The organism is Pseudactinotalea sp. Z1748, assembly GCF_049725185.1.
Lineage (GTDB): Bacteria > Actinomycetota > Actinomycetes > Actinomycetales > Beutenbergiaceae > CALKWS01.
This window is the reverse complement of sequence record NZ_JBMPQB010000007.1, coordinates 151,368-174,179: the sequence shown is the minus strand read 5'-3', so window position 1 is coordinate 174,179 and position 22,812 is coordinate 151,368. Positions and strand designations below refer to the sequence as shown.

General features: G+C 69.2%; 20 protein-coding genes. 12 read left to right on the top strand and 8 right to left on the bottom strand.

The window, feature by feature from the left end:
* The first annotated feature begins 10 nt into the window (after positions 1-10).
* On the top strand, positions 11-1,675 hold the full coding sequence (locus tag ACO0LU_RS15585) for a DUF885 domain-containing protein (protein ID WP_424792267.1): 1,665 nt from the start codon (positions 11-13) through the stop codon (positions 1,673-1,675).
* A gap of 51 nt (positions 1,676-1,726) precedes the next feature.
* Here the strand turns inward: ACO0LU_RS15585 and ACO0LU_RS15580 are convergent, their stop codons facing one another.
* The gene (locus ACO0LU_RS15580; RefSeq protein WP_424792266.1) at positions 1,727-2,422 is read right to left on the bottom strand and encodes a winged helix-turn-helix transcriptional regulator; all 696 of its coding nucleotides are present in this window, start codon (positions 2,420-2,422) and stop codon (positions 1,727-1,729) included.
* A gap of 93 nt (positions 2,423-2,515) precedes the next feature.
* Between ACO0LU_RS15580 and ACO0LU_RS15575 the strand changes: the two genes are divergently transcribed.
* Positions 2,516-3,319: an alpha/beta fold hydrolase gene (locus tag ACO0LU_RS15575; protein WP_424792265.1), complete on the top strand. Its 804-nt coding sequence runs from the start codon at positions 2,516-2,518 to the stop codon at positions 3,317-3,319.
* 99 nt (positions 3,320-3,418) lie between these two features.
* Here the strand turns inward: ACO0LU_RS15575 and ACO0LU_RS15570 are convergent, their stop codons facing one another.
* Both ACO0LU_RS15570 and ACO0LU_RS15565 read right to left on the bottom strand, forming a co-directional pair.
* Positions 3,419-3,970: an rRNA adenine N-6-methyltransferase family protein gene (locus tag ACO0LU_RS15570; protein ID WP_424792264.1), complete on the bottom strand. Its 552-nt coding sequence runs from the start codon at positions 3,968-3,970 to the stop codon at positions 3,419-3,421.
* Between the two features lie 108 nt (positions 3,971-4,078).
* Positions 4,079-5,158, bottom strand: a complete 1,080-nt coding sequence (locus ACO0LU_RS15565; RefSeq protein WP_424792263.1) for an inositol-3-phosphate synthase — start codon at positions 5,156-5,158, stop codon at positions 4,079-4,081.
* A 653-nt stretch (positions 5,159-5,811) separates the two neighbouring features.
* Here ACO0LU_RS15565 and ACO0LU_RS15560 point away from each other — a divergent pair.
* From ACO0LU_RS15560 to ACO0LU_RS15535, 6 genes are all read left to right on the top strand, one after another.
* Positions 5,812-7,995, top strand: coding sequence for a transglycosylase domain-containing protein (locus ACO0LU_RS15560; protein ID WP_424792262.1), 2,184 nt, complete (start codon positions 5,812-5,814; stop codon positions 7,993-7,995).
* Positions 7,996-8,246: 251 nt separating this feature from the next.
* Positions 8,247-8,555, top strand: coding sequence for a 30S ribosomal protein S6 (gene rpsF, locus ACO0LU_RS15555; RefSeq protein ID WP_424787291.1), 309 nt, complete (start codon positions 8,247-8,249; stop codon positions 8,553-8,555).
* Between the two features lie 10 nt (positions 8,556-8,565).
* Positions 8,566-9,084 (top strand): single-stranded DNA-binding protein, encoded by a 519-nt coding sequence (locus tag ACO0LU_RS15550; RefSeq protein WP_424792261.1) that lies wholly within the window; start codon positions 8,566-8,568, stop codon positions 9,082-9,084.
* 60 nt (positions 9,085-9,144) lie between these two features.
* Positions 9,145-9,393 (top strand): 30S ribosomal protein S18, encoded by a 249-nt coding sequence (gene rpsR, locus ACO0LU_RS15545; RefSeq protein ID WP_424787293.1) that lies wholly within the window; start codon positions 9,145-9,147, stop codon positions 9,391-9,393.
* 19 nt (positions 9,394-9,412) lie between these two features.
* Positions 9,413-9,868 (top strand): 50S ribosomal protein L9, encoded by a 456-nt coding sequence (rplI, locus tag ACO0LU_RS15540; protein WP_424787294.1) that lies wholly within the window; start codon positions 9,413-9,415, stop codon positions 9,866-9,868.
* A 246-nt stretch (positions 9,869-10,114) separates the two neighbouring features.
* Positions 10,115-10,414, top strand: a complete 300-nt coding sequence (locus ACO0LU_RS15535) for a DUF4333 domain-containing protein (protein WP_424792260.1) — start codon at positions 10,115-10,117, stop codon at positions 10,412-10,414.
* A 51-nt stretch (positions 10,415-10,465) separates the two neighbouring features.
* On the opposite strand, the gene ACO0LU_RS15530 is transcribed toward ACO0LU_RS15535, so the two are convergent.
* The 3 genes from ACO0LU_RS15530 to ACO0LU_RS15520 all read right to left on the bottom strand — a co-directional run bounded on the left by ACO0LU_RS15530 (position 10,466) and on the right by ACO0LU_RS15520 (position 15,077).
* Positions 10,466-11,509 carry a LacI family DNA-binding transcriptional regulator gene (locus ACO0LU_RS15530; protein ID WP_424792259.1) on the bottom strand — a complete coding sequence of 348 codons (1,044 nt, stop codon included), beginning with the start codon at positions 11,507-11,509 and terminating at the stop codon, positions 10,466-10,468.
* Positions 11,502-13,541: an aldo/keto reductase gene (locus tag ACO0LU_RS15525; protein ID WP_424792258.1), complete on the bottom strand. Its 2,040-nt coding sequence runs from the start codon at positions 13,539-13,541 to the stop codon at positions 11,502-11,504. The genes ACO0LU_RS15530 and ACO0LU_RS15525 overlap by 8 nt, the downstream gene beginning before the upstream one ends.
* 186 nt (positions 13,542-13,727) lie before the next feature.
* A complete protein-coding gene (locus ACO0LU_RS15520; protein WP_424792257.1) occupies positions 13,728-15,077 on the bottom strand; it encodes an MATE family efflux transporter in 1,350 nt (449 codons plus the stop codon).
* Positions 15,078-15,503: 426 nt separating this feature from the next.
* On the opposite strand from ACO0LU_RS15520, the gene dnaB reads away from it, so the two are divergent.
* The 4 genes from dnaB to ACO0LU_RS15500 all read left to right on the top strand — a co-directional run bounded on the left by dnaB (position 15,504) and on the right by ACO0LU_RS15500 (position 21,426).
* A complete protein-coding gene (gene dnaB / locus ACO0LU_RS15515; RefSeq protein WP_424792256.1) occupies positions 15,504-16,856 on the top strand; it encodes a replicative DNA helicase in 1,353 nt (450 codons plus the stop codon).
* Positions 16,857-17,056: 200 nt separating this feature from the next.
* Complete coding sequence (locus ACO0LU_RS15510) at positions 17,057-18,697, top strand: LuxR C-terminal-related transcriptional regulator (protein ID WP_424792255.1); 1,641 nt, start codon at positions 17,057-17,059, stop codon at positions 18,695-18,697.
* Positions 18,698-18,925: 228 nt separating this feature from the next.
* The gene (locus ACO0LU_RS15505; RefSeq protein WP_424792254.1) at positions 18,926-20,284 is read left to right on the top strand and encodes an FAD-binding oxidoreductase; all 1,359 of its coding nucleotides are present in this window, start codon (positions 18,926-18,928) and stop codon (positions 20,282-20,284) included.
* A 5-nt stretch (positions 20,285-20,289) separates the two neighbouring features.
* Entirely contained in the window at positions 20,290-21,426 is a 1,137-nt protein-coding gene (locus ACO0LU_RS15500) for a methyltransferase domain-containing protein (protein ID WP_424792253.1), read from the top strand.
* A gap of 29 nt (positions 21,427-21,455) precedes the next feature.
* Here the strand turns inward: ACO0LU_RS15500 and ACO0LU_RS15495 are convergent, their stop codons facing one another.
* Positions 21,456-21,950: an SRPBCC family protein gene (locus ACO0LU_RS15495; RefSeq protein WP_424792252.1), complete on the bottom strand. Its 495-nt coding sequence runs from the start codon at positions 21,948-21,950 to the stop codon at positions 21,456-21,458.
* A gap of 165 nt (positions 21,951-22,115) precedes the next feature.
* Entirely contained in the window at positions 22,116-22,682 is a 567-nt protein-coding gene (locus ACO0LU_RS15490; protein WP_424792251.1) for a flavodoxin family protein, read from the bottom strand.
* Positions 22,683-22,812: the final 130 nt, after the last annotated feature.

Sequence of the window (22,812 nt, the reverse complement as noted above, 5' to 3'; positions counted from 1 at the left end):
CCATGGGCAGATGGACTCACTTACCCCGCGGCAATTGGCAGACCGCTATGTGCACCGCCTCGCTGAATTGAACCCGATCGTCAACACCGGCCTGGGCCTGTTCCCGCACGACGACGGTCTCCCGGACTTCTCACCGGCCGGCCACGACGAGCGCACGGCCCTGGCCAGTGAGACCCTCGCCGAACTGGACCGGATGGACTCCACCGGCTGGGACGACCTGGAACGGCGCTGCGCCACGCTCCTGCGGGAGCGTCTGGGTGTGATCATCGAGTCCCACGACGCCGGGGAGCACCTGCGCGAGATCCGGAACATCTTCGGTCCGCCGCAAGCGGTACGGCAGGTATTCTCCCTGATGCCCACCGGCACCGATGAGGACTGGGCGGTGATCGCCCGCCGGATGGCCAGGGTCCCCCGGGCCTACACCTCCTGGCAGGCGAGCCTGGATGAGGGGCGATCCCGCGGTCTGATGGCCGCACCCCGCCAGGCGCTGGCCCTGGCGGACCTGATCGACCAGTGGGTGCAGACCGGGTGGTTCGCGGACTTCGTCTCCGCCGGTCCGGAGCACCTACGTGCGGATCTGGATGATGCCGCCCGGGCCGCCAGCGAGGTCGCCGCCCACCTGGCTCAGTACCTGCGCACCACGTACGCGCCGGAAGCCGAGGGCACGCCCGATGCCGTCGGTGAGGAGCGCTACCGGCTGAACGCGCGCCGTGTGATGGGAGCCGACGTCGACCCGGCCGAGGCCTACTCCTGGGGCTGGGCGGAGTACCAGCAGATCGACGCCCAGATGCGCGAACTGGCCGAGAGGATCCTGCCCGGCTCCACCCCGGTGGAGTGCATGCGGCACCTCGATGAACACGGCACGGTGATCCACGGCGAGGACGAGGTCCGCCGGCGCTTGCAGCAGATGATGGACGAGGCGATCACCGAACTCGACGGCACGCACTTCGACATCGCCGAGCCGATCAGACGCGTGGAGGCGATGATCGCCCCGGCCGGTTCGGCCGCGGCTCCCTACTACACCCGCCCGTCCCAGGACTTCGCCCGCCCGGGCCGCACCTGGCTACCGACGCTCGGCCGGAAGTCCTTCCCGATGTATGACCTGGTCAGCACCTGGTACCACGAGGGCGTACCGGGCCACCATCTGCAGTTGGCGCAGTGGGCCTATATGGCGCCGCAGTTGTCCACATTCCAGACCTCGGTGGGCTCCTCATCCGGTGTCACCGAGGGATGGGCGTTGTACTCCGAACGGTTGATGGACGAGTTGGGCTATCTCGATGACGAGGCGCGGATGGGGTACCTGGATGGCCAGATGATGCGAGCGGTCCGGGTGGTCATCGACCTGGGGATGCACCTGGAACTGACGATCCCGGCCGACTCCCCGATCGCCCCGGGACAGACCTGGACGCCCGAACTCGCCGAGCGATTCTTCGCCGCGCACTCCGGACGCTCGAGGGACTTCATCTCCTCGGAGGTCGTGCGGTACCTGGGCTGGCCCGGTCAGGCGATCAGTTACAAACTCGGCGAACGTGCCTGGCTGGCCGGGCGGGAAGCCGCTCGGGCCGCCCACGCCGAGCGCGGCGAGGAGTTCGATCTGAAGTCCTGGCACATGAAGGCGCTATCCCTGGGCGCCCTCGGCCTGGACGATCTGGAGGCCGAACTCGCCCGGCTCTGATCGGCCGGCTGCGGGAGTCTCCAGTCCGGAGGCAGCCCGGGTGAGGGTCCACTACTCCACCGCGGCCGAAGCGGTGGCGGCCTGGAGCACACCATCGAAGGCCGCCACCAGCCGCTGCACGGCCGCAGTGTCACCGGTGACCTCCATGACGTCGAGGCCGAAACCCTGGTAGAGCACCCCGGTCCAGGCCGAGGAGTCCCCGGTCACCGTGGCCTGCGGGTCCTGGGCGGAGCCGCGTTCGATCGACAGGTCCTGCGCCCACCGGAGTCGATAGGCATAGCGAATGGCGCTGCCACCGACGCGGCCATCGGCCAGGTGCAGGGCAAGGTCCAGAGGTGGGTCCATCCTCTCCCGGGGTGCCATCGTCAGCATCGACTGCACGATGGCATCGGGCGTCAGGCCGCACCCGGTGACATCACGCACCGGTGACTTCAGTGCCCACCGTGCCAAGGCCTCGAAGACCGGTCGCAACTCTGCCGCCCACTCGGTGATGGCGTAGGCGGTGCTGCTCGCGGGGGCGGGCAGCGTGACCCGCTGCACCAGACCGGACCGCTCGAGTTCACGGACTCTGGTGGTCAGGACGGCGGGAGTGATGCCGCGGAGCGCGGTCTGCAGTTCCGAGAAGCGTTTCGGTCCGAGCATGAGTTCGCGGATCGCTGGGTAGGTCCACCGGTCACCGAGCAGTTCCATGGCATGCGAGGTGGAACAGGCGTCGCCGTGGGAGGCGTAGGTCCGCTTGATCGGCATACTTGCCATTCTCTGGGTATGGACAACGAAGTGCAACCTCTGTTAAACATAGCGAAGCACAGGGATATTCATCCTCACACGCAAGGAGTGCTCATGACCGCCACCTCCGAACAGTTCGAGGGGACCAGCACCGGCGTCGTCGAGTCCGCCGACGGGACGCCGATCACGTGGAGCCGTACCGGCTCCGGGCCCGACCTGGTCATGGTCCACTGCGTGGGCGTATCGCGCGTGACAACCCCACAACCGACCCTGCCCGATGCCCTGTCCGCACACTTCACCGTGTGGACCTATGACCGGCGGGGGACGGGCGACAGCGGCAACAGTCAAACGTACGACGTTCAACGCGAGGTGGAGGACCTGATTGCCGTGATCGGCCTGGCTGACGGTCCGGTCACCGTCTACGGATTCTCCTCCGGCGCCACCCTCGCCCTCATTGCGGCCGAATCCGGTGCGCCGGTTGAGCGACTGGCCCTGCTGGAACCCCCGCTATTCGACGAACCTGATCCCGACCATCACTTCAGGTCCGAGGGCGAGCGCCGTCTCGCTGAGGGACCCGAGGTGCTGCACCGGTGGTTCCAGACCGAGGTCGTCGGCGTTCCCGAGGAGGTGCTGGCCGAACTGGGGCCCCCCTCGGAGGCGAACCTGAGGGACGCGCCGTCGCTGCTGCACGAACTGACCTTCCTGCCCGGGACGCCGGCACGGCGGTTCGCGTCGGTGGCCCAGCCCACGTTGATCGTGGCCTCGAGCGCCACCGCACCCGAAATGTATGAGTACGCCAACGCGTTGGAGGAGGCGATGCCGCACGCGCAGGTGGAGATACTGCCGGGTGAGTGGCATGGCGTGGACGACACGACCCTGACCCGCTCGATCAGCCGGTTCGCCGGCGATGCGGGGTAGTTTCGCGCCCGCCTCGCCCCGGCACCGCAAAGAGCACCCACCGCAGGGCACGCGACGGCACCACACCGCGGCGGACCGCACGCTCGACAACGGCCACCGTCAACGGCGGATCTGCAACACGGCCGCGTCCACCGACGGCGGCACCACGAACGCCGCCCCGGGAAGATGTCGACCCACCCTGACCGTCCATGGCCGACCGCGCCGTTGCCCGGAGTGCCGCCCCGACCGCTCCGGAACCGGCGGGCGCCGGCTCAGCCCGCGGGCCGCGCCGCGCTGCAGGACCAGGTCCGCCGAACGCAGACCGCGAGCGGCGAGCAGGGAGCGCACGAGGTGGGTGGTCAGGGCGAACGGGGGATTCGCCACCACCCGGAAGGGACGGCCGGGGACGTAGAACCCTCGCAGGTCGGCGTGGACCACCCTGGCCCGGCCCGCCACCCGGGCACGCAGATCCTGCACCCGCTCCGGGTGCAGTTCGATCGCGACCACCTCGGCGCCGGAGGCGATCAGCGGTAGCGTCAGCGCACCGGTGCCGGCGCCCAGATCGAACACCAGATCCCCGGCGCCGACGCCGGACTCGGCCACGATCCGCCGGGCCCAGTCAGGCCGTAGTGGATGCCATCCCCACGCACCGCGGCGCCCGTTCCCGGACACGACGCACCATCAAGAACATACTCATGGGCATCACAGTAGGAACGAAGCGTGCCGCAGCGCCACGTGTTTTTCCTTGCCCCGGGGCCGTGTGCGCCGCGTCGACCGCGGCTAGCGCTCGGCGTCGCCGGCGATGAAGGCCTCCACCATCGCCCGGCCGGTCTCGTCGTTGTACTGCTGCGGCGGGGACTTCATGAAGTACGCAGAGGCCGAGGTGATCGGCCCACCGACACCCCGGTCCAGGGCGATCTTGGCCGCCCGGATCGCATCGATGATGATGCCGGCCGAGTTCGGGGAGTCCCACACCTCGAGTTTGTATTCCAGGTTCACCGGCACCTCACCGAAGGCGCGACCCTCCAGGCGCACGTAGGCCCACTTGCGGTCATCGAGCCACTGCACGTAGTCGGATGGGCCGATGTGCACGTTCCGCTCACCCAGATCGTGCTCCACATTGGAGGTCACCGCCTGCGTCTTCGAGGTCTTCTTCGACTCCAGCCGGTCCCGCTCCAGCATGTTCTTGAAGTCCATGTTGCCGCCGATGTTGAGCTGGTAGGTGCGGTCCAGCACCACCCCGCGGTCCTCGAGGAGTTTGGCCAGCACCCGGTGCGTGATCGTGGCGCCGACCTGGGACTTGATGTCATCACCGACGATCGGCAGGCCGGCGTCGGCGAACTTGCTCGCCCAGTGCGGGTCGGAGGCGATGAACACCGGCAACGCGTTCACGAACGCCACTCCGGCCTCCAGCGCCGCCCGGGCGTAGTAGCGGGCCGCATCCTCCGACCCCACCGGCAGGTAGCACACCAGCACATCGGCGCGTGCTTGCCGTAAGGCGGCCACCACGTCCACCGGTTCGGCGTCGGACTCCACGATCGTCTCGCGGTAGTACCGGCCGAGCCCGTCCAGGGTGTCCCCGCGTTGCACCGGCACGTTCAGCGGCGGCACATCGCAGAGCGAGATGGTGTTGTTCTCACTGGTGCCGATCGCCTCGGCCAGATCCATCCCGACCTTCTTGGCGTCGACGTCGAAGGCGGCCACGAACTCCACGTCCCGCACGTGGTAGTCGCCGAACTGGACGTGCATCAGGCCCGGCACGGTCTGATCCGGATCAGCATCGGCGTAGAAGTGCACGCCCTGGACCAGTGACGCGGCACAGTTGCCCACACCGGCGATCGCTACCCGAACTGAACTCACTGTTGCTCCCTATGGTCGTGCCGGGCCCGAGGACCGGCGGTCGGCTCGCCTTGCAGGTTAATGCCAGATGTGGGCCCGGTCACGGTGGGCGGGCAGATCGTGTGAGCTGGCGGTGAAGACCGTCACGCTCCGCTGTCCAGCCAAGTCCGATCAGCGCATACTGGGTGAAGCCCTCGGCAGCGAGGGCTCGCCCGTGCGCGGGCGCAGGAGTTGAGGACGAGGAGTCGCCGGTGCCGCCAGAGCACGGCAGGGACGCAGGGCCCGCACGCCGCAGCGTGCACGAACGCGGCGCGCGCCCGGCGGGAAAGCCCGCGTGGCGATCCACCGCCGGCTCGGCCGGCGCAGGGACGACGGCGACGATGGGCGCAGCCGGGAGCGGCACTGCGCGAGGTGGTGGTTCGGTCAGGAGTGGCGCGAGCACCACCACCAAGGCACGGACCGGGGCGGCAACGACGAGCAAGAGTTCGGCTGGTTCCGGGGGCCGGGGCAGCGGCGGATCCGGTGGCGGCCGGGGCGGTGGCCGCGGCGGCGGTGGTTCCGGCAACGGTCGTGCCGGCGGCAGTGGGAGCGGCCGCGGCAGGGGCGGATTCTGGAACTATCCCCGCCGCGGCAAAGGGCCGGTGCTGCGCTGGTTGCCGGGATGGCGATTCCTGGTGGGTGCCTTCCTGACTTTGATGGCCCTGGGCGTGGGCGTCTTCGTGGCCGCCTACCTGACCATCGACATCCCCGAACCCGAAGAGTTCGCGATGTCGGAGAGCTCCACCGTCTTCTACGCCGACGGCGAGACCCCGATGGGCTCCTTCGCCGAGGTGGACCGCCAGATCATCGATCCCGACACGCTGCCCGAGCACGTCGGCCAGGCGGTGGTGGCCTCGGAGGACCGACGGTTCTACTCCAACGTGGGCGTGGATCCCATGGGCATCCTGCGCGCGCTGTGGAACAACCTGCGCGGTAACCCCACCCAGGGTGGCTCCACGATTACCCAGCAGTACGTGGAGCGCTACTACGTGGGTCAGACCACCAGTTATGCGGGTAAGTTCCAGGAGGCGATCCTGGCCCTGAAGATCGACCGGGAGCAGTCCAAGGACGAGATCCTCGGCAACTACCTCAATACGATCTATTTCGGCCGGGGTGCCTATGGGATCGAGCGCGCCGCCCAGGAGTACTTCGACAAGCCCGCCGAGGAATTGACTCTGGAAGAGTCGGCCGTGCTGGCCGGCATCATCCCGGCACCCTCGCTCTGGGACCCGGACGTCAACCCCGATCAGGCGCAGGGACGGTTTGACCGCACCCTGCGGTACATGGCGGACACGGGCTTCATCACCCAGGAGGAGGCGGATGCGGCCGAGTACCCCGAGGTGGCCGAACCCGTACGAACCAACGTCTACGCCGGCCCGAACGGACACCTGCTGGCCATGGTGCGCCTCGAACTGGTCGCGGCCGAGTTCACCGAGGCGGAGATCGACGGCGGCGGGATGCAGATCACCACCACCATCGATCAGACCATGCAGGACGCCGCGGTCGAGTCGGCCCAGGACCTGCCCGAGGACGCCCCGGAGGAGTTACGGGTGGCCCTGAGTTCGGTGGACAACGAAACCGGTGCGATCCTGGCGTTGTATGGGGGCCGGGACTATCTGGAGGTCCAGCGCAACGCCGCCACCCAGGACACCGCCCAGGGCGGGTCCACGTTCAAGGTCTTCACCCTGTTGGCTGCCCTGGAGAACGACATCACCCTGGAACAGCGCTACCCCAGTTACTCCCCCATGGAGATCGACGGGTATGACGCCCCGGTGCGAAACTTCGACTCCCCACGCAACCGCGGCAACATCGACCTGGTCCACGCCACCTACGACTCGGTGAACACCTACTACGTGCAGCTCAACCAGGAGGTGGGACCGGAACACACCGTGGATATGGCCCACCGCCTCGGGCTCCCCGAAGATACCGCGGGCCTGGAGCCGGTGATCTCCAACGTGCTCGGGAGCGCCTCCCCGCGCAATATCGACATGGCCAGGGCCTTCGCCACCATCGCCTCCGGTGGCGAGCGGCACCAGAACTACCTGGTGGCCGAAGCCACCGGCCCCCAGGGCAATGTGATCTACACCGGTGAAAGTTCCGCCGAACAGGTCGTCGACCCCCAGGTCACCGCCGATGCCACCTACGCGATGAGCCAGGTGGTCGAGCGCGGTACCGGTTCCACCGCCAACCAGCTGGGCCGTCCCGCCGCGGGCAAGACCGGGTCGTCCAACGACTACCGGTCCGCGTGGTTCGTGGGCTTCGTCCCGCAGATCACCACCGCGGTCTCGATGTATCAGGTGGGTGAGGACGGCTCGGAGGAGGCGATGGGCGGCTGGGGCGGCCAGAACGTGATCTCCGGCGGCAGTTTCCCCACCCAGATCTGGACCGACTTCATGACCGTGGCGGTGGCGGACCTGGACGTGGAGCAGTTCCCCGAGCGCTCCCAGCCGGTCGCCCCGCCTGCTCCGCAGCCCACCCGGCAGCCCACCCAGGAGGAGACGGAGGAGCCGGAGGAGGAGGAGACCGAGGAGCCCGAGGAGGAGGAGCCCGAGGAGCCGGAGGAGGAGGAGACCGAGGAGTCCGAGGAGGAGCCCGAGGAGTCCGAGGAGTCCGAGGAGGAGGAGACCGAGGAGTCCGAGGAGGAGACCGACGAGTCCACCGATGACCCCGGCAACGGCAACGGCAACGGCGGCGACGGCAACGGCGGCAGTGGCGGCGGCAACGGTGGGGGAGACGGCGACGGCGGCGGCGACGCCGATGGGGACACCGACGCGGAGGGCCTCTCGGTACCCCCGTTGTTCGGCCGGGACAACGACTGACGCCGTGGAGCAAGCCCGCTGACATCGCGGCACCTGCCCTGACCTCGGTGGAGGCCCCTCGCGAACTCGAGACCCTTGCCGCGAAGTCAGCGTTCAACCCTTAGGTGAGGAATGCCACGCCCGCAGGGCCGCCGTCGTCGGCTATCCTCGGGGGTGGCCTCCGTGCGCCCTGCGCACGTCCGGGCCTTCGCATCACCCTCCTGTCACGGAGAGACCGTGACCGCCAAGTCCAGAGGAGGTGGGTTGAAAGCATGCGCAATTACGAAATGATGGTGATCCTCGACCCCGAGGTCGATGAACGCACCGTGGCTCCGTCGTTGGAGAAGTTTCTCAACGTGATCACCAGCGGTGGTGGCACCATCGAGAAGGTGGACATCTGGGGCCGGCGTCGCCTGGCCTTCGAGATCGACCGCCGTTCCGAGGGCATCTACGCCGTGATCGACATGATCGCCACGCCCGAGCTCGCTCAGGAGCTCGACCGCCAGCTCGGCCTGAACGAGTCCGTGCTGCGCACCAAGCTCATCCGCCCGGAGACGCGCAGCAAGCGCGCCGAGGACTAAGGAGCGCCGCATGGCTGGAGAAACCGTCATCACCGTGGTCGGCAACCTGACCGCGGATCCCGAACTCCGCTTCACCCCCTCGGGTGCAGCCGTTGCCAACTTCACGGTCGCCTCGACCCCGCGGCAGTTCGACCGCCAGTCGAATGAGTGGAAGGACGGCGAGACGCTGTTCCTGCGCTGCTCGATCTGGCGCGAAGCCGCCGAGAACGTGGCCGAGTCCCTGACCAAGGGGATGCGCGTCATCGCCCAGGGCCGCCTCGTGCAGCGCTCCTTCGAGACCCGTGAGGGCGAGAAGCGCACCGTGGTGGAACTACAGGTCGACGAGGTCGGCCCGTCCATGCGGTACGCCACCGCGAAGGTCACCCGCGCCCAGCGTGGCGGCGGAGGTGGTGGCTACGGCGGCGGAGGCGGCGGTGGCTACGGCGGCGGTGGCGGTGGCGGAGGCCAGCAGAGTTCCGGCGGTGGCAACCAGCCCGACGACCCGTGGGCATCCGGCGGCTCCACCTTCGGTGACGAGCCCCCGTTCTGATACGAACCATTCATTCTTGCCGGGCCCGTGCCCGGCACCCGCACATCAAGGAGTACCCCCATGGCTAAGCAGCCGCCCCGCACCAAACCGGTGGTGAAGAAGAAGGCCAACCCGCTCAAGGCAGCCAAACTCGAGAACGGGATCGACTACAAGGACACTGCGCTGCTGCGCAAGTTCATCTCCGACCGCGGCAAGATCCGAGCCCGCCGGGTCACCGGTGTCACCACCCAGGAGCAGCGCCAGATCGCTCGGGCCGTCAAGAACGCGCGCGAGATGGCCCTGCTGCCGTACTCGAGCTCGGCTCGCTGAGGCTGAGGAGAAGAAGACTATGGCGACCAAACTGATCCTCACCCATGAGGTGACCGGCCTGGGCGCACCAGGCGACGTGATCGAGGTGAAGGACGGGTACGCACGCAACTACCTGCTGCCCCGTGGACTGGCCACCGGCTGGACCAAGGGCGCCGAGCGCCAGATCGAACAGATCCGCCGGGCCCGCACCAAGCGGGAGATCGCGACCGTGGAGGACGCCCGCGCAGTGCGTGACGCACTGCAGGCCAAGACCGTGGTGGTCCCCGTCAACGCCGGCGCCGGCGGGCGCCTGTACGGCGCGGTGACCACATCCGAGATCGCCGAGGCCATCTCGGCCGCCGGTGGTCCGAGCGTGGACAAGCGCAAGGTGGAGGTCGATCAGCCGATCAAGTCCTTGGGCGAGCACACCGTGCAGGTGCGCCTGCACGCCGATGTGTCCGCGACCGTGGAGGTCCACGTCGTTCCGGCGTCCTGATCACGCCTAATCGCGCGTAGCGCGCAACCACCCGGCCCGGTGCCCCCTGCGGGTGCCGGGCCGCGTGCTGTGCGGGTGCGTTGGCGCACCACCAATCCGTCAGGCTGCCTCACGGTCGCCCCAGCACCTCCTCCGCACCGACGCCGTGCACCCGGGCTCGCCTCCCCGGGGCAGTTCTGCCCATGGCCCGGGCGGCGCGCGCCCGGCAGAGTGGACCCGAGACGAAACTCCTGATGAAAGGTCATCATGCTCAAGAAGTTCAGCGCCGTCCTCCTGGCCGGCCTCCTCCTCCTGACCGCGTGCAGCAATGCCGTAGGGCAGTCCGAGGTCGAGGACACCACGGCGAACAGCCTGGAGGAGCTGATCGGAGAGCGCCCTCAGGTGGAGTGCCCTGGTGACCTGGATGCCGAGATCGGTACCGAGATGACGTGCGTGGCCTCGCTGGACGGGGACCCGGATGAGTACGAGGTCTACCTGGTGGTCACCGAGGTGGACAACGGCACCGCCTACTTCGACATCGAGGTCGACGAACAGCCGATCGGCTGAGTTCCGCACCGGCTGAGCGCGACCCATCCGCCCGCACTCGGCCTCCCCGGCTCAGGCCGACTCGCGTACCAGGAGGCGGTGCGACACCTGCCGCGCGGTGCCTTCGGTTTCACCGGGGCCGGTCCTGCCGTCGAAGATCTCGATCGCCAGGTCCACCGCGTGCTCGGCCACCTCGTCGAGGTCCAGTGCCAGGGTGGTCAGTTCCGGAGAGACCACCGTGCCCAGGCTCAGCCCGTCGATTCCGGCGACCCGCACCTGATCCGGCACCGCGACCCCGGCCCGGCGGAATCCCTTGAGCAACCCGCACGCGGTGAGGTCGTTGAAACCCAGCACCGCATCGGTCGCGGCGGCGCCGGACTGGATCTCTCGCACCAGTGCGGCTGCCACGCTGATCCCTCCGTCCAGGTCCTCACCGCCGGAGCGGGTGGGGTCCCCATCGGCCCCTGCTCCGTGCTCCGGGTAGGTCAGCACCCGCACCGGCACCTGGTGCCGGGCCATCGCGGCGGCGAACTCCCGGGCCCGCGCGTTCCCGGACCCGGGCACCGCCATCACCGGGTGGCGCACCCCTGCCCCAGCCAGGTGGCCGGCCAGATCTGCCATCGCCGCGGCGGCATCGAAACGCACCACCGCATGGCCGGATCCCGCATCGCCGTCGATCACCACCAGTGGAAGCAGGTCACCCCGGTGGTCGGGCGGGATGGCACCCAGATAGCCGACGACGACGTCCGCCTGCTCACCGAGATCGGCGAGCAGTTGCTTCGGGCTGCTGGCATGACGGGAGTCGGCCAGCACCACGTTCCAGCCGCACCGGGCCGCCGCCCCCACCACGGCCGAGGCCAGTTCTGGGTAATACGGGTTGATCAGGCTGTGCACCACCAGGGCGATGGTGCGGCGCCGCCCGCTGACCAGGTCCCGGCCGAACCGCGAGGGCCGGTACCGCAACTCCCGGGCCACCTGCAGCACCCGCTCCCTGGTGGCCGGAGCGATCTCGGCCATATCGTTCATCGCCCGGGTCACCGTCTGGCGGGACACCCCGGCCGCAGCCGCCACATCGAGGATCGTGACCCTGCCGCGCGCGGCCATCGGCTCAGGCACCCGCGCGCGGAGCGCCTCCGCGCGACTCCCCGGCCCCCGCCTCCGGTCCCGGGCCGGAAACTGCCTCCTCCTGGTCACGCAGGTCCAGCCAGGCCACGTCCTCGGCGCTCAGTTCCACCTGCAGGGCCAGCATCGAGGAACGGAACTCGGCCAGCGAACGTGGCCCGATCAGGGCGAAGGTGGGGAAGGACTGGGCGAGCACGTAGGCCAGGGCGATCGCCGTCGTCGGGACGTCCCGTTCGGCGGCCATCTGCGATGCGCGGTGCAGCCGCTCGAAGTTGTCCTCGGAGTAGTAGCAGCGCACCAACTCGGCATCGGAGCGATCCTGCGGGTGTGCCCGGCCGGTGAAGAAGCCACGCGCCTGCGCCGACCACGGCAACAGCGGGAACCGCTGCTCCTCGAGCCAGCGCCGGCTCTGCGGGTCGGACACGTGCTCGCATCCGGACCAGGGCACATCGAGGGCACGGGCTAGGGAGAAGTGGTTGCTCAGGGCGGCGAAGCCCTGCATCTGGTGCTCCTGCGCCCAGGTGTTGGCCTCCTGCAGGCGCGCCAGTGACCAGTTGGAACCACCGAAGGCGCGGATCCGACCGGCGCTGATCTGTTCGTCCAGGGCCTGGACGAACTCACCGACCGGTACCTGGGGGTTGTCCCGGTGCATCAGGTACAGGTCGGCGTGGTCGGTGCCCAGACGCTCCAGGGACTCGGTGAGCTGGCGCCCGATCGACTCCGGGTCGCAATGCGGGGTGTGGGCGCCCTTGACGATGAGGCGGACCTGATCGCGCAGTCCCCGGTTGCGCAGCCACTGCCCGACCAGGCGTTCCTGCAGCCCGCCACCATAGATGTAAGCGGTGTCGAAGGTGGTGCCGCCGCTGGCGAAGAACGCATCGAACAGGGCCGAGGCGTGTGCCAGGTCGGGCTGGTTGTCACAACCCAGCACCAGGCGGGAGAACTCGCCGGCACCCTCGATCGGTGCGCTCGGGATGCCCCCGGTGGTGGGGGCGCTGACCTCCCGCAGTGGTGGGATGTCGGCGGTGTCGGTCTCGAAGGGGTAGCGCAGCCCGAGTGCGGCCCGCCAGCGGTCCAGGCCCTGGGATAGTTCCAGGGAGTGGTCGAGTGGGAGTTCGGGCACCTCACCGGTACCCGCCGCAGCGGCCCGGGCCAGCGCGTCGGCCTCCAGGGCGTAGGTGTGTGCCTCCCCGGCGGCCACCACCTCCGGTTCGCTGCCGAGTAGGGCGATGGTGGCCGCGGCGTCACCGGGTTGCAGCAGCCATGGGTCGGTGATGGTCACGGTGCCGGCGGTGCCGTGTACCGCGATGGTGGAGGGGGTGTGCATCCGGATGCCGGTGCGGATGGTGGCGGTGAGGCCGCCGGTGAAGCCGAGCGTGGCCAGTGCCCACTCATCGACGCCCCCGCGCACCTGCCCGCCGGCGTGGAAACGTTCGGGGACACCGCTGACGCCGCTCGCGCGGGCGACCGCCTGGGCGAAGGAGAAGGGGTACCCGCCCACGTCCAGGATGCCGCCGCCGGCGACGTCCGGGTCGAACAGCCGCCCGGTGCCGCCGGCCCGGAAGGAGAATGCTGCGTCCACGTGGTGGACCTCTCCCAGCGTGCCGTGGCGCACCAGGTCCAGCACGTGGGTGATCAGCGGGTGGAAGCGGTACATGTACGCCTCCAGCAGCACCTTTCCGCTACTGCGTGCCGCATCGACCACCGCCATCGCCGTGCCGTGGTTGGGTGCCAGCGGCTTCTCACACAGCACGTGCTTGCCCGCCGCCAACGCCCTCAGGGTCAGTTCGGCGTGTGTGGTGTGCACGGTGGAGACGTAGACGGCATCCACCTCCGGGTCGGCCAGGACCTGCTCGTAGGTTCCGGTGCTGCCTGCCCCGAACTCCTCGGCGAAGGTCTGCGCCCGGCTGGCGTCGGTACTGCCGACGGCGGTCAGCCGCCCGTGCCGGCTGTGCGGGAGTTGGGAGGCGAACCGCCTCGCGATCCGGCCCGGTCCCAGGACCGCCCAACGGACTGTGGTGGGCATCGGTGCTCCGTTTCCTACTGCGTCATGGCCTTCCGTGAACGTTCACGGACCAGCGTAGACCCACCCGCCGCCACTCCGGACGGCAGGGTCGCCCTCCAACGGCGCGCGGGCCGAGCGGTGCCTGCAGGCGCTCCCAGCACTCACGGCCGATGCCTGACCTACTCGCGTGCCGCCGTCGTCGGGTTGTTACGTCGCGCCCAGCACCATCCAGGCGCTGCCGCGGGCGCGGATGCCGGTGGTGATCGCCCGGGCCAGCATGAAGGCACCGGCGAAGGCGATCCACAGCCAGATCAGGCCGGGCACGCCCGGGGGTGCGAAGTACCACACCAGCCCGAGCAACGGCAGGTAGGCCACCAGCGTGACCACACCGGCCCAGGCCAGGAAGCGTCCGTCGCCGGCCCCGATGAGCACGCCGTCGAGCACGAACACCCATCCGGCGATCGGCATCAGCACCCCGATCACCACCAGCCCCCAGGCGCCGGCCTGCTGCACCTGGGGGTCGGCGTTGAAGAGGGGCGTGATCAACCAGCCGGTCCCGGCGAAGATCAGGCCGAGCACCGCCCCGGCGGCAGTGCCCCACTGCAGCGACCGGCGCATGATGCGCCGAACCGACTCCACGTCGCGCCGGCCCAGGCCGTGCCCGATCAGCGCCTGCGCGGCGATCGCGAGGGCGTCCAGGCCGAACGCGGCCAGGCCCCACATGGCGTTGACGATCTGGTGGGCGGCCATCGTGACCGCCCCGAGGTGAGTGGCCGCGGCGACGGTCAGCAGCACCGCGATGCGCAACGTCAGGGTACGGATCAGCAGCGGCATCCCCGCGCGGGCGTTGGCCCGTATCCCGCCGAAGGCTGGCTTGACCGAGACCCCGTGCGCGCGGGCTCCGCGCACCACCACCACGGCCAGCACCACACCCATCCCGATCTGGGTCAGGGCGGTGGCCAGGCCCGACCCCGCGATACCCAGCCCAGCCCCGTGCACCAGGCCGATGGAGCCGATGGTGTTCACGATGGCCCCGGCGACGGCGACGACGAAGGGGGTGCGGGTGTCCTGCAACCCACGCAGGGCGCCGGTGGCGGCCAGCACCACGAGCATGCCGGGGACGCCGGGAAGGGAGTAGCGCAGGTAGTCGATGGCGTGCGGGGCCACCGGGGCCGGGGCGCCCATCAGGTTCACCACCCAGGGCGCGGTGACGAACCCGATGGTCATGGTGATCAGGCCGAGTGCGAGCGCCAGCCACATCCCGTCCATCCCCATGGCCAGTGCCTTGGGGGTGTTCCCGGCGCCGAGTTGGCGGGCAACCGCACCCGTGGTGGCGTAGGCGAGGAAGACGAAGATCGCCACCGCGGTGACCAGCAGCGTCGAGGCCAGGGTGAGGCCGGCGAGTTCGTTCACGCCCAGGCGGCCGACCACGGCGGAGTCGATCAGGACGAAGAGTGGCTCGGCGACCAGTGCGCCCAGCGCCGGCCAAGCCAGGGACAGGATGCGACGATCCAGTGCCCGGCCCCGGTCGGCGTGTTGGGCGGGCGTGTCGTCCACGGATCCTCCGACTTCTTTCCATGCACAGCATCCACAGGGACTTTTCGTTGTGACGGCACGCTTCTGAGGAGTTATCCACACCGGTGTCCCCGCCCTGTGCACAACGAGGGGCCGCACTGTCCACACCGTGTCCACAGCCTAGATGGTCTTCGTGCACAGGGCGGGAACGCCGGGGTTTGGCGATCGGCCGGTGGGGCCCTAGCCTCGCGCTGGGTGGGTATCCAGGCGTCGCAGGGAAGACGGCGCCGGGATGGTCGCCGGGCAGGGCGGGAGTGCACCCGGGAAGTCCGACGACGCCAGGCCGGGTCACGTGGGCGCCGCACCGGTGCGGCCCGACCCGTGTCAGTGGTCGGATGTAGAACATGAGTACGGAATTTCAGCGAGGACGGCGAGGCGCACTGTGAGACGTAACCAGGGGGTGGGCCGATGAGCCTGGCGGAGATGGCTCCCCCGGGGGAGTCCTTCGACAAGACCCCACCGCAGGACGTGGCGGCCGAACAGAGCGTGCTGGGCGGCATGCTGATGTCCAAGGACGCCATTGCGGACGTGCTGGAGGTGGTGCGGGGCACCGACTTCTATCGCCCGGCGCACGAGGCGATCTACGAGGCGATCCTGGACCTGTACGGCCGGGGCGAGCCGGCGGATGCGGTGACGGTCTCGGCGGAGTTGACCAAACGCGGTGAACTCGGCCGGATCGGCGGGGCGCCCTATCTGCACACGTTGCTGTCGTCGGTGCCCACCGCAGCGAACGCCGGGTACTACGCCCGGATCGTGCGTGAGCGTGCGGTGCTGCGCCGACTGGTGGACGCGGGCACCCGGATCGTGCAGTTGGGCTATGCCACCGATGGCGGGGACGTCGACGATCTGGTGAACACCGCCCAGGCCGAGGTCTACGCGGTCACCGAACGTCGCACCAGCGAGGACTACGTCCCGCTGAAGGACATCATCAACTCCACCATGGAGGAGATCGACGCCGCCTCCCACCACGGGGACGGCATGGTGGGGGTGCCCACCGGCTTCGTCGACTTCGACGCCCTGACCAACGGCCTGCACGCCGGGCAGATGGTCGTGGTGGCGGCCAGGCCCGCTGTGGGCAAGTCAACCCTAGGATTGGATTTCGCGCGGGCGGCCTCGATCAAGCACGGGATGACGTCGGTGATCTTCTCCCTGGAGATGAGCCGCAACGAGATCTCCATGCGGATGCTCTCGGCGGAGTCCCAGGTGCCGTTGAACAACATGCGCAAGGGCACGATGCGCGACGAGGACTGGACTCGGCTGGCCCGCACGATGAGCCGGGTCTCCGATGCCCCGCTGTTCATCGACGACTCCCCGAACATGTCACTGATGGAGATCCGGGCGAAGTGTCGCCGGCTCAAGCAGCGCCACGACCTCAAGCTCGTGGTGATCGACTACCTGCAGTTGATGAGTTCGGGTAAGCGGGTGGAGTCACGCCAGCAGGAGGTCTCGGAGTTCTCGCGTGCGCTGAAGTTGCTGGCCAAGGAACTGGAGGTGCCGGTGATCGCGATCTCCCAGCTCAACCGCGGCTCGGAGCAGCGCACCGACAAGCGTCCCCAGATGAGCGACCTTCGCGAATCGGGCAGTATCGAACAGGACGCCGACGTCGTGATCCTGCTGCACCGCGATGACATGTACGAGAAGGAGTCCCCCCGCGCCGGTGAGGCGGACATGATCGTGGCCAAGCACCGCAACGGTCCCACCGACACCATCGTGGTGGCCTTCCAGGGCCACTACACGCGCTTCGTCGACATGGCGCAGTGACCGTGCCGTCGCGATTGTCGAGAGATACGGCGACGCGGGCACATCCATCCCCACCCGCACAGGGAGCTGCCGCAGTTCTGGTCTCGACGCCTTTGGGACCCTCCTCGATCTGAGGCATGCCGCTTGACCACCCAGCAGGATCCACTGAGGTCCGCCGGCGGCACGTATTACCATCGAGGGTGAGAGGCTCGGTGGAGGACTTGAGCGCAACTCTGGTGACGGCAGCGCGGACGGCTTACCAGCGCCGTGACTGGCATGCTGCCCGCGACCGCTTCGCCGAGGCAGAGGCTCAGAATGACCTGGCCGCTGAAGACACGTTCATGCTCGCGGACGCTGCCTGGTGGCTGGGTGAGGTCGAGGAGTCCTTGGCTGCCGCAGAACGCGCCTATCGCCGCTACCTCGAGGGCGACCTACCCGCGCGGGCTGCGATGGCCGCGATTCACATCGCGGTCGATTTGTTGCTCCGCGGCGATACGGTGCTGGGCTCCGGATGGCTGAGCCGCGCCCAGCGGCTGCTCGAGGATCACCCCGACTGCGCTGAGCGTGGCTACCTGATGTACATGCTCGAGGTGGAGGCAGGTCTGGGCGGGCCGGTCGACGATGACGTGGTGGCGAGCGCGGCCGGCGTAGCCGAGCTCGGCCGGCGACACAACGACGCCAACCTGGTGGCCCTGAGCATCGTTGGGCACGGACGAGCGCTGGTCAAGCAGGGCCGCACCACCGAGGGGCTCTCGCTTCTGGACGAGGCGATGGTCGCGGTGCTCACCGAGGATCTTCATCCGACGTGGGCGGGAAACATCTATTGCCACCTGATGGCTGCCTGCCACGAACTGGGAGACGTGCGCCGGCTGGTTTCCTGGACCGGCGCCACCACGCAGTGGCTCGACAGCCTGCCCGCGGCCGTGCTGTTCACCGGGATCTGCCGGGTGCACCGCTCCCAAGTCCTGCAGGCCAGTGGCGGATGGTCTGAGGCCGAAACGGAGGCGGCCAAGGTGTGCGCGGATCTGGAGCACCTGCACGTCGCGAGCGCCGCCGAAGCGCACTACCAGATCGCCGAACTGCGGCGGCTGCGCGGGGAGTATGACGACGCAGACGTTGCCTATGAGCAGGCTCGTGCCCGGGGGCGCGATCCCCAGCCCGGCCTGGCTCTGCTCCAGTGCGCGCGCGGCCAGCACGATGCAGCCTTGGCCGGCCTCACCATCGCCGTCGGGTCCGCCGTGGACGCGCTGCGGCGTCTGCCGCTGCGGGTCGCCCAGGTCGAGGTCGCGCTGGCCGCTGGTGAGGTGCAGGTCGCGGAGCAGGCAGCCACGGATGTGGCCGGCATCGCGGCTCGTTACGCAACCTCGGGGTTCACTGCCACCGCACACGCCACCCGAGGCGCGGTCTACCTGGCCCAGGACCGCCTGGAGGGGGCGGTGAGCGAGTTGCGCGAAGCGCACCGGCTGTGGAGCGAACTCGGTGTGCCGTATGAGTTGGCCCGGGTGCAGGCTCTGCTCGGGCGTACCTGTCAGGCCCTGGGAGACCTCGACGGCGCCCGCCGGGAACGCGCGGCCGCGCAACGGCTGTTCGCCGAACTCGGCGCAGTCGGTGACCTCGAGCAGGTGACAGCCCTGGATGGGACGAGCCGAGGCGCCGGCAAACTCACGCCGCGCGAGGTGGAGGTGCTGGCCGTGGTCGCCCTGGGGGGCACCAACCGGGAGGTCGCGGCGGAGCTGTTCATCAGCAGGAAGACCGTGGCCCGGCACCTGTCCAGCATCTTCGCCAAACTCGGCTGCTCCTCCCGCACAGCGGCCACCGCCTACGCCTTCGAGCAGGGCCTCGTGCCGCGCTCACCGCGCTGAACGCCCGACCGCGTCCTGAACGCCCGACCGCGTCCCGACCGCCCGACCGTGTCCTGACGGCACTGACCGCGCACGCCTGCCCGGCGCCGACCGGCGCCGACCGGGTGACCCCGCCGGTGCTGTGGGTCAGATGACCCATGACCGGAGCGAGATTGGGCAATCGGGCCGATGCGCGTTGTCGATGTCGGCTCCTAGCGTGAGGCAATCGGTCACGAGAAGGGACTCCTCATGTTGGATCTGCGGCAACGACTCCGGGGCGAGGTCATCGACGCCGATGACGCTCGCTATGACATCACCCGCGCCCTCTACAACGGCATGATTGACAAGAAACCCCGCATGATCATCCGCTGCACCAGTGCCGCGGACGTGATCAACGCCGTTGCCTACGGGCGCGGGAGCGGGCTGCCGATCGCCGTCCGTGGCGGCGGGCACAACGGTGCCGGCTTCGCCAGTTGCGACGACGGCCTGATGATCGACCTCTCGCCGATGAAGGAGGTGCGGGTCGATCCGGCGACCCGCACAGTCACCGCCGAACCCGGGTGCACGCAGGGCGACGTCGACCACGCCACCCACCCGTTCGGGCTGGCCGTGCCCGCCGGCATCGTCTCCTCGACCGGGGTCGGGGGCCTGACCCTCGGCGGTGGGCACGGGTACCTGACCCGCCAGCACGGGCTCACCATCGACAATCTGCTCGAGGTCGACGTCGTCCTCGCCGACGGCCGATTGGTGACCGCCAACCCGGAGGAGCACCCGGACCTGTTCTGGGCGGTTCGCGGTGGTGGCGGGAACTTCGGGGTGGTGACCAGGTTCCTGTTCCGCGCACACCCGGTGGCCACCGTGTTCGCAGGGCCGATCTTCTTCGACATCGCCCACGCCCGGGAGGTGATGGCCTGGTACCGCGACTTCCTGCCCAGGGCCGCACCCCGGTTCTCCCCCTTCCTGGGACTCAAGCGGGTGCCGTCGGTGCCGCCGTTCCCGACGGAGATCCGGGGAAGGCAGTCATGCGTCCTGGTGTGCTGCTACGACGGGCCGGAGGACGAAGCGCGTGAGGCGATGCGCCCGATCCGTGACGAACTGCCCACGCCGTTGCTGGACGGCTGCACCCAGATGCCCTACCCGGCGCTGCAGTCCATGTTCGACCCGCTGCTCCCGCCCGGACTTCAGTGGTACTGGAAGGGCGATGTGGTCAAGGAATTGCCCGACGACGCGATCGATGCCCACTTGGAGCACTCCGCCCGGGCACCGGGTGAGAAGTCCCTGATGCACCTGTACCCCATCGACGGGGCGGTGCACGACGTCGATCCCGCCGACACCGCGTGGCAATTCCGGGATGCCACCTGGTCCATGGTCATTGCTGCCATCGACCCGGATCCCCAGCTCGCGGAGCCACTGACCCGCTGGGCCCGCGCGTACTGGGAGGCGATCCACCCGTTCACCGTCGGCGGGGCGTACGTGAACTTCATGATGGATGAGGGTCCGGATCGGGTGCGCGCCACCTACGGCGACAACTACGGCCGGCTCCTGCAGGTCAAGTCCGCCTACGACCCGAGCAACCTGTTCCATGTCAACCAGAACATCCAGGGGTGAGGGTCATGCCGAGCAGAGTCAACGCGATCGAAGCCGCTCCTGGAGGTCCGGACTCCGCGGGTGCCGCACCGTCCGGAGTTGCGTCGGCGTCGACCCCGGACTCCGACCGGCTGCAAGCGTTCATCGAACGCTACGGCGCCGACCAGGCCGCCACGATGCACGCCGCCACCGTGGTGCTGGGCGACCGGCTCGGGCTCTATGCCGCACTCGCTGCCCATGGTCCCTGCCCACCCGAAGACCTTGCGGAGGCGACCGGCTGCCACCCGCGGCTGCTGCGGGAGTGGCTCAACGCCCAGGTGGCCAGCGGGTACACCGAGCATGACCCCGCGGGCGGTACCTACTGGCTGACCCCTGAACAGGCGGCGTGCCTGGCGGATGCGGCCAGCCCGAACTACCTGATCGGTGGAATGCTCGCGGCCAGTTCCAACCACAAGGACGTCGACGCCCTCGCCCGCGCCTTTACCTCCGACGGCGGCCTCGGGTGGGGCGGGCACCACCCCGACCTGTACGTGGGCACACAGCGTCTCTTCGGGCCGGTCTATCGCGCCAACCTGGTGCCCAATTGGATCCCCGCCCTGGAGGGCATGCAGGCCCGGCTCGAGTCCGGCGCGCGAGTGGTCGACGTCGGATGCGGTCATGGCGAGGCCCTGATCCGGCTGGCCGAGGCATACCCGGCCTCCCGGTTCGCCGGATTCGACAATCACGTCGCCTCGATCGAGGCGGCACGCACCGCGGCAGCCGAGGCCGGGGTCAGCGACCGCGTCACCTTCGAGGTGGCCACCGCGGAGGACTTCCCCGGCCGCGACTACGACCTGGTCTGCGTCTTCAATGCCCTGCACGAGTGGGGCGACCCGGTCGGTGCAGCGCGGCACATTCGTCGCACCCTCGCACCGTCTGGGACGTGGATGTTCACCGAACCGCGCGCCGACGACGACCCGGCCGAGAGCGTGCGGGCCCGCACCTTCTACTCCGTCTCGACCATGGTGTGCACTCCGAGCGCGCTCGCCCAGGGCGCTGAGGCGGCCCTGGGCGCCCAAGCGGGGCAGGCGAAACTTGAGCAGGTTGCCGGTCAAGCCGGGTTCACCCGGTTCCGGCGTGCGGCCCAGACCCCGATGTTCATGGTGCTGGAAGCCCGGCCCTGAGGTGATGGTGCGTGGGTGCGCTTGTGTGGTCAGCGAGGCGCAGCGGGTGGATCGGTGGTGTGCCGTTCCGCCTCGGCGATGTCCTTGATCGCCGCGAGGGTGCGGGGGATGCCTTGGTGTGCGGCGCGGGTGCGTTCCTCGATCTGGGCCGGCGCCTCCGCGCCATACCGCCTTGCGAACATCTCCAGCCCGGCTGGCAGGAATTCCCAGTGCTCGGTGACCTCGGTCCCGCCGTCGACCGGTCGCAGCACGTAGCCCCACCGAACGTAGCCCTCGCCTACTTCCCAGGCGAACGCCCGGCCTGGCTCCGCGGCGACCACCGTTGACCGGGTCTGCCAGGAGCGCTGCGGTGTCTCATTGAAACCGGTGAACTGCGCGCCGACACCGGTGTTGTCGGGGTCTTCCCACTCACAGCGACGGCAGATCGGGCTCCATTCACCCGTGCGGGAGACGTCGCTGACCAGGGCATAGATGGACTCCGGTGAAGCGGCGATGGTGATCGACTCGGCGTAACTTCGCTGCATAGCCTCCATCGTCTCTTAAGTAGCGACCGCTTCGAGGATGGCGGCGGCTGCTGCCGTGCTCGATACCGGCTGGTAGTCGGCGAAGAGAGAGGCGCTCTGACGGAGTCCACGTAGGTCTTGCCGGCGGGCAGTTCAATGCCGGATGTACGGGCGTGGGCGGCGGTGTCAGTGCACCTGGGACGCCCCCTCCGCTAGCCGGTCGGCGAGGTCGGTGCCCCAGGACCGGGCGCGGTCGAGCTCATCGGCAAGGAGCGGCCCCTCGTATCCGTGGACGTAGAAGCTCTCGGGTTCGACGAGGAGCGTGGCGCCGTGCCGACGGAGCAGCTTGGCGGCCTTCTTGCTGGCGGCGCCCGGCAGGTTCGGGTGGCGGACGTGGGTGTCGAAGGCCGCCACAGGCGGCCGGATCTTGCCGGCCGCCTCGATCCATTCTCGCAGCCCGGCGTCGCCTGGGTGGCCTCCGCGTCGGGCGGCGTCCTCGCGGGTCTGCGGGCGACTCAGGCCGAAAGCGTGTGTCGGGGCGCCGACGACGAGAAGGTGGGTATCCAGGGTGTCGGCGGGCGGTGCCGCACCGACGTCGAGGACCGTGACGTTGACGCCGGCTTGCGTAGTCACGCCGAGGGCAACCGCCTCAGCGACGGCCTTGGTGTTCCCCCAGGCAGATTCGTAGACGATGGTGACATCCATGGTCGGTGTGCTCCTCTCGTACAGAAAGCCGACCTGCACGAGCACCACAGCCTCGCCGGCCCTCCTTGAGGTCGAGCGTCGTGTGGTGCCGGTAGCCCGCTGGCTCGGTCAGAGTGTTCACTGGACTCCTCGGTCACTCCCACTCTCCTCCGCGGGCGCGCAGACGCAACCGACTAAA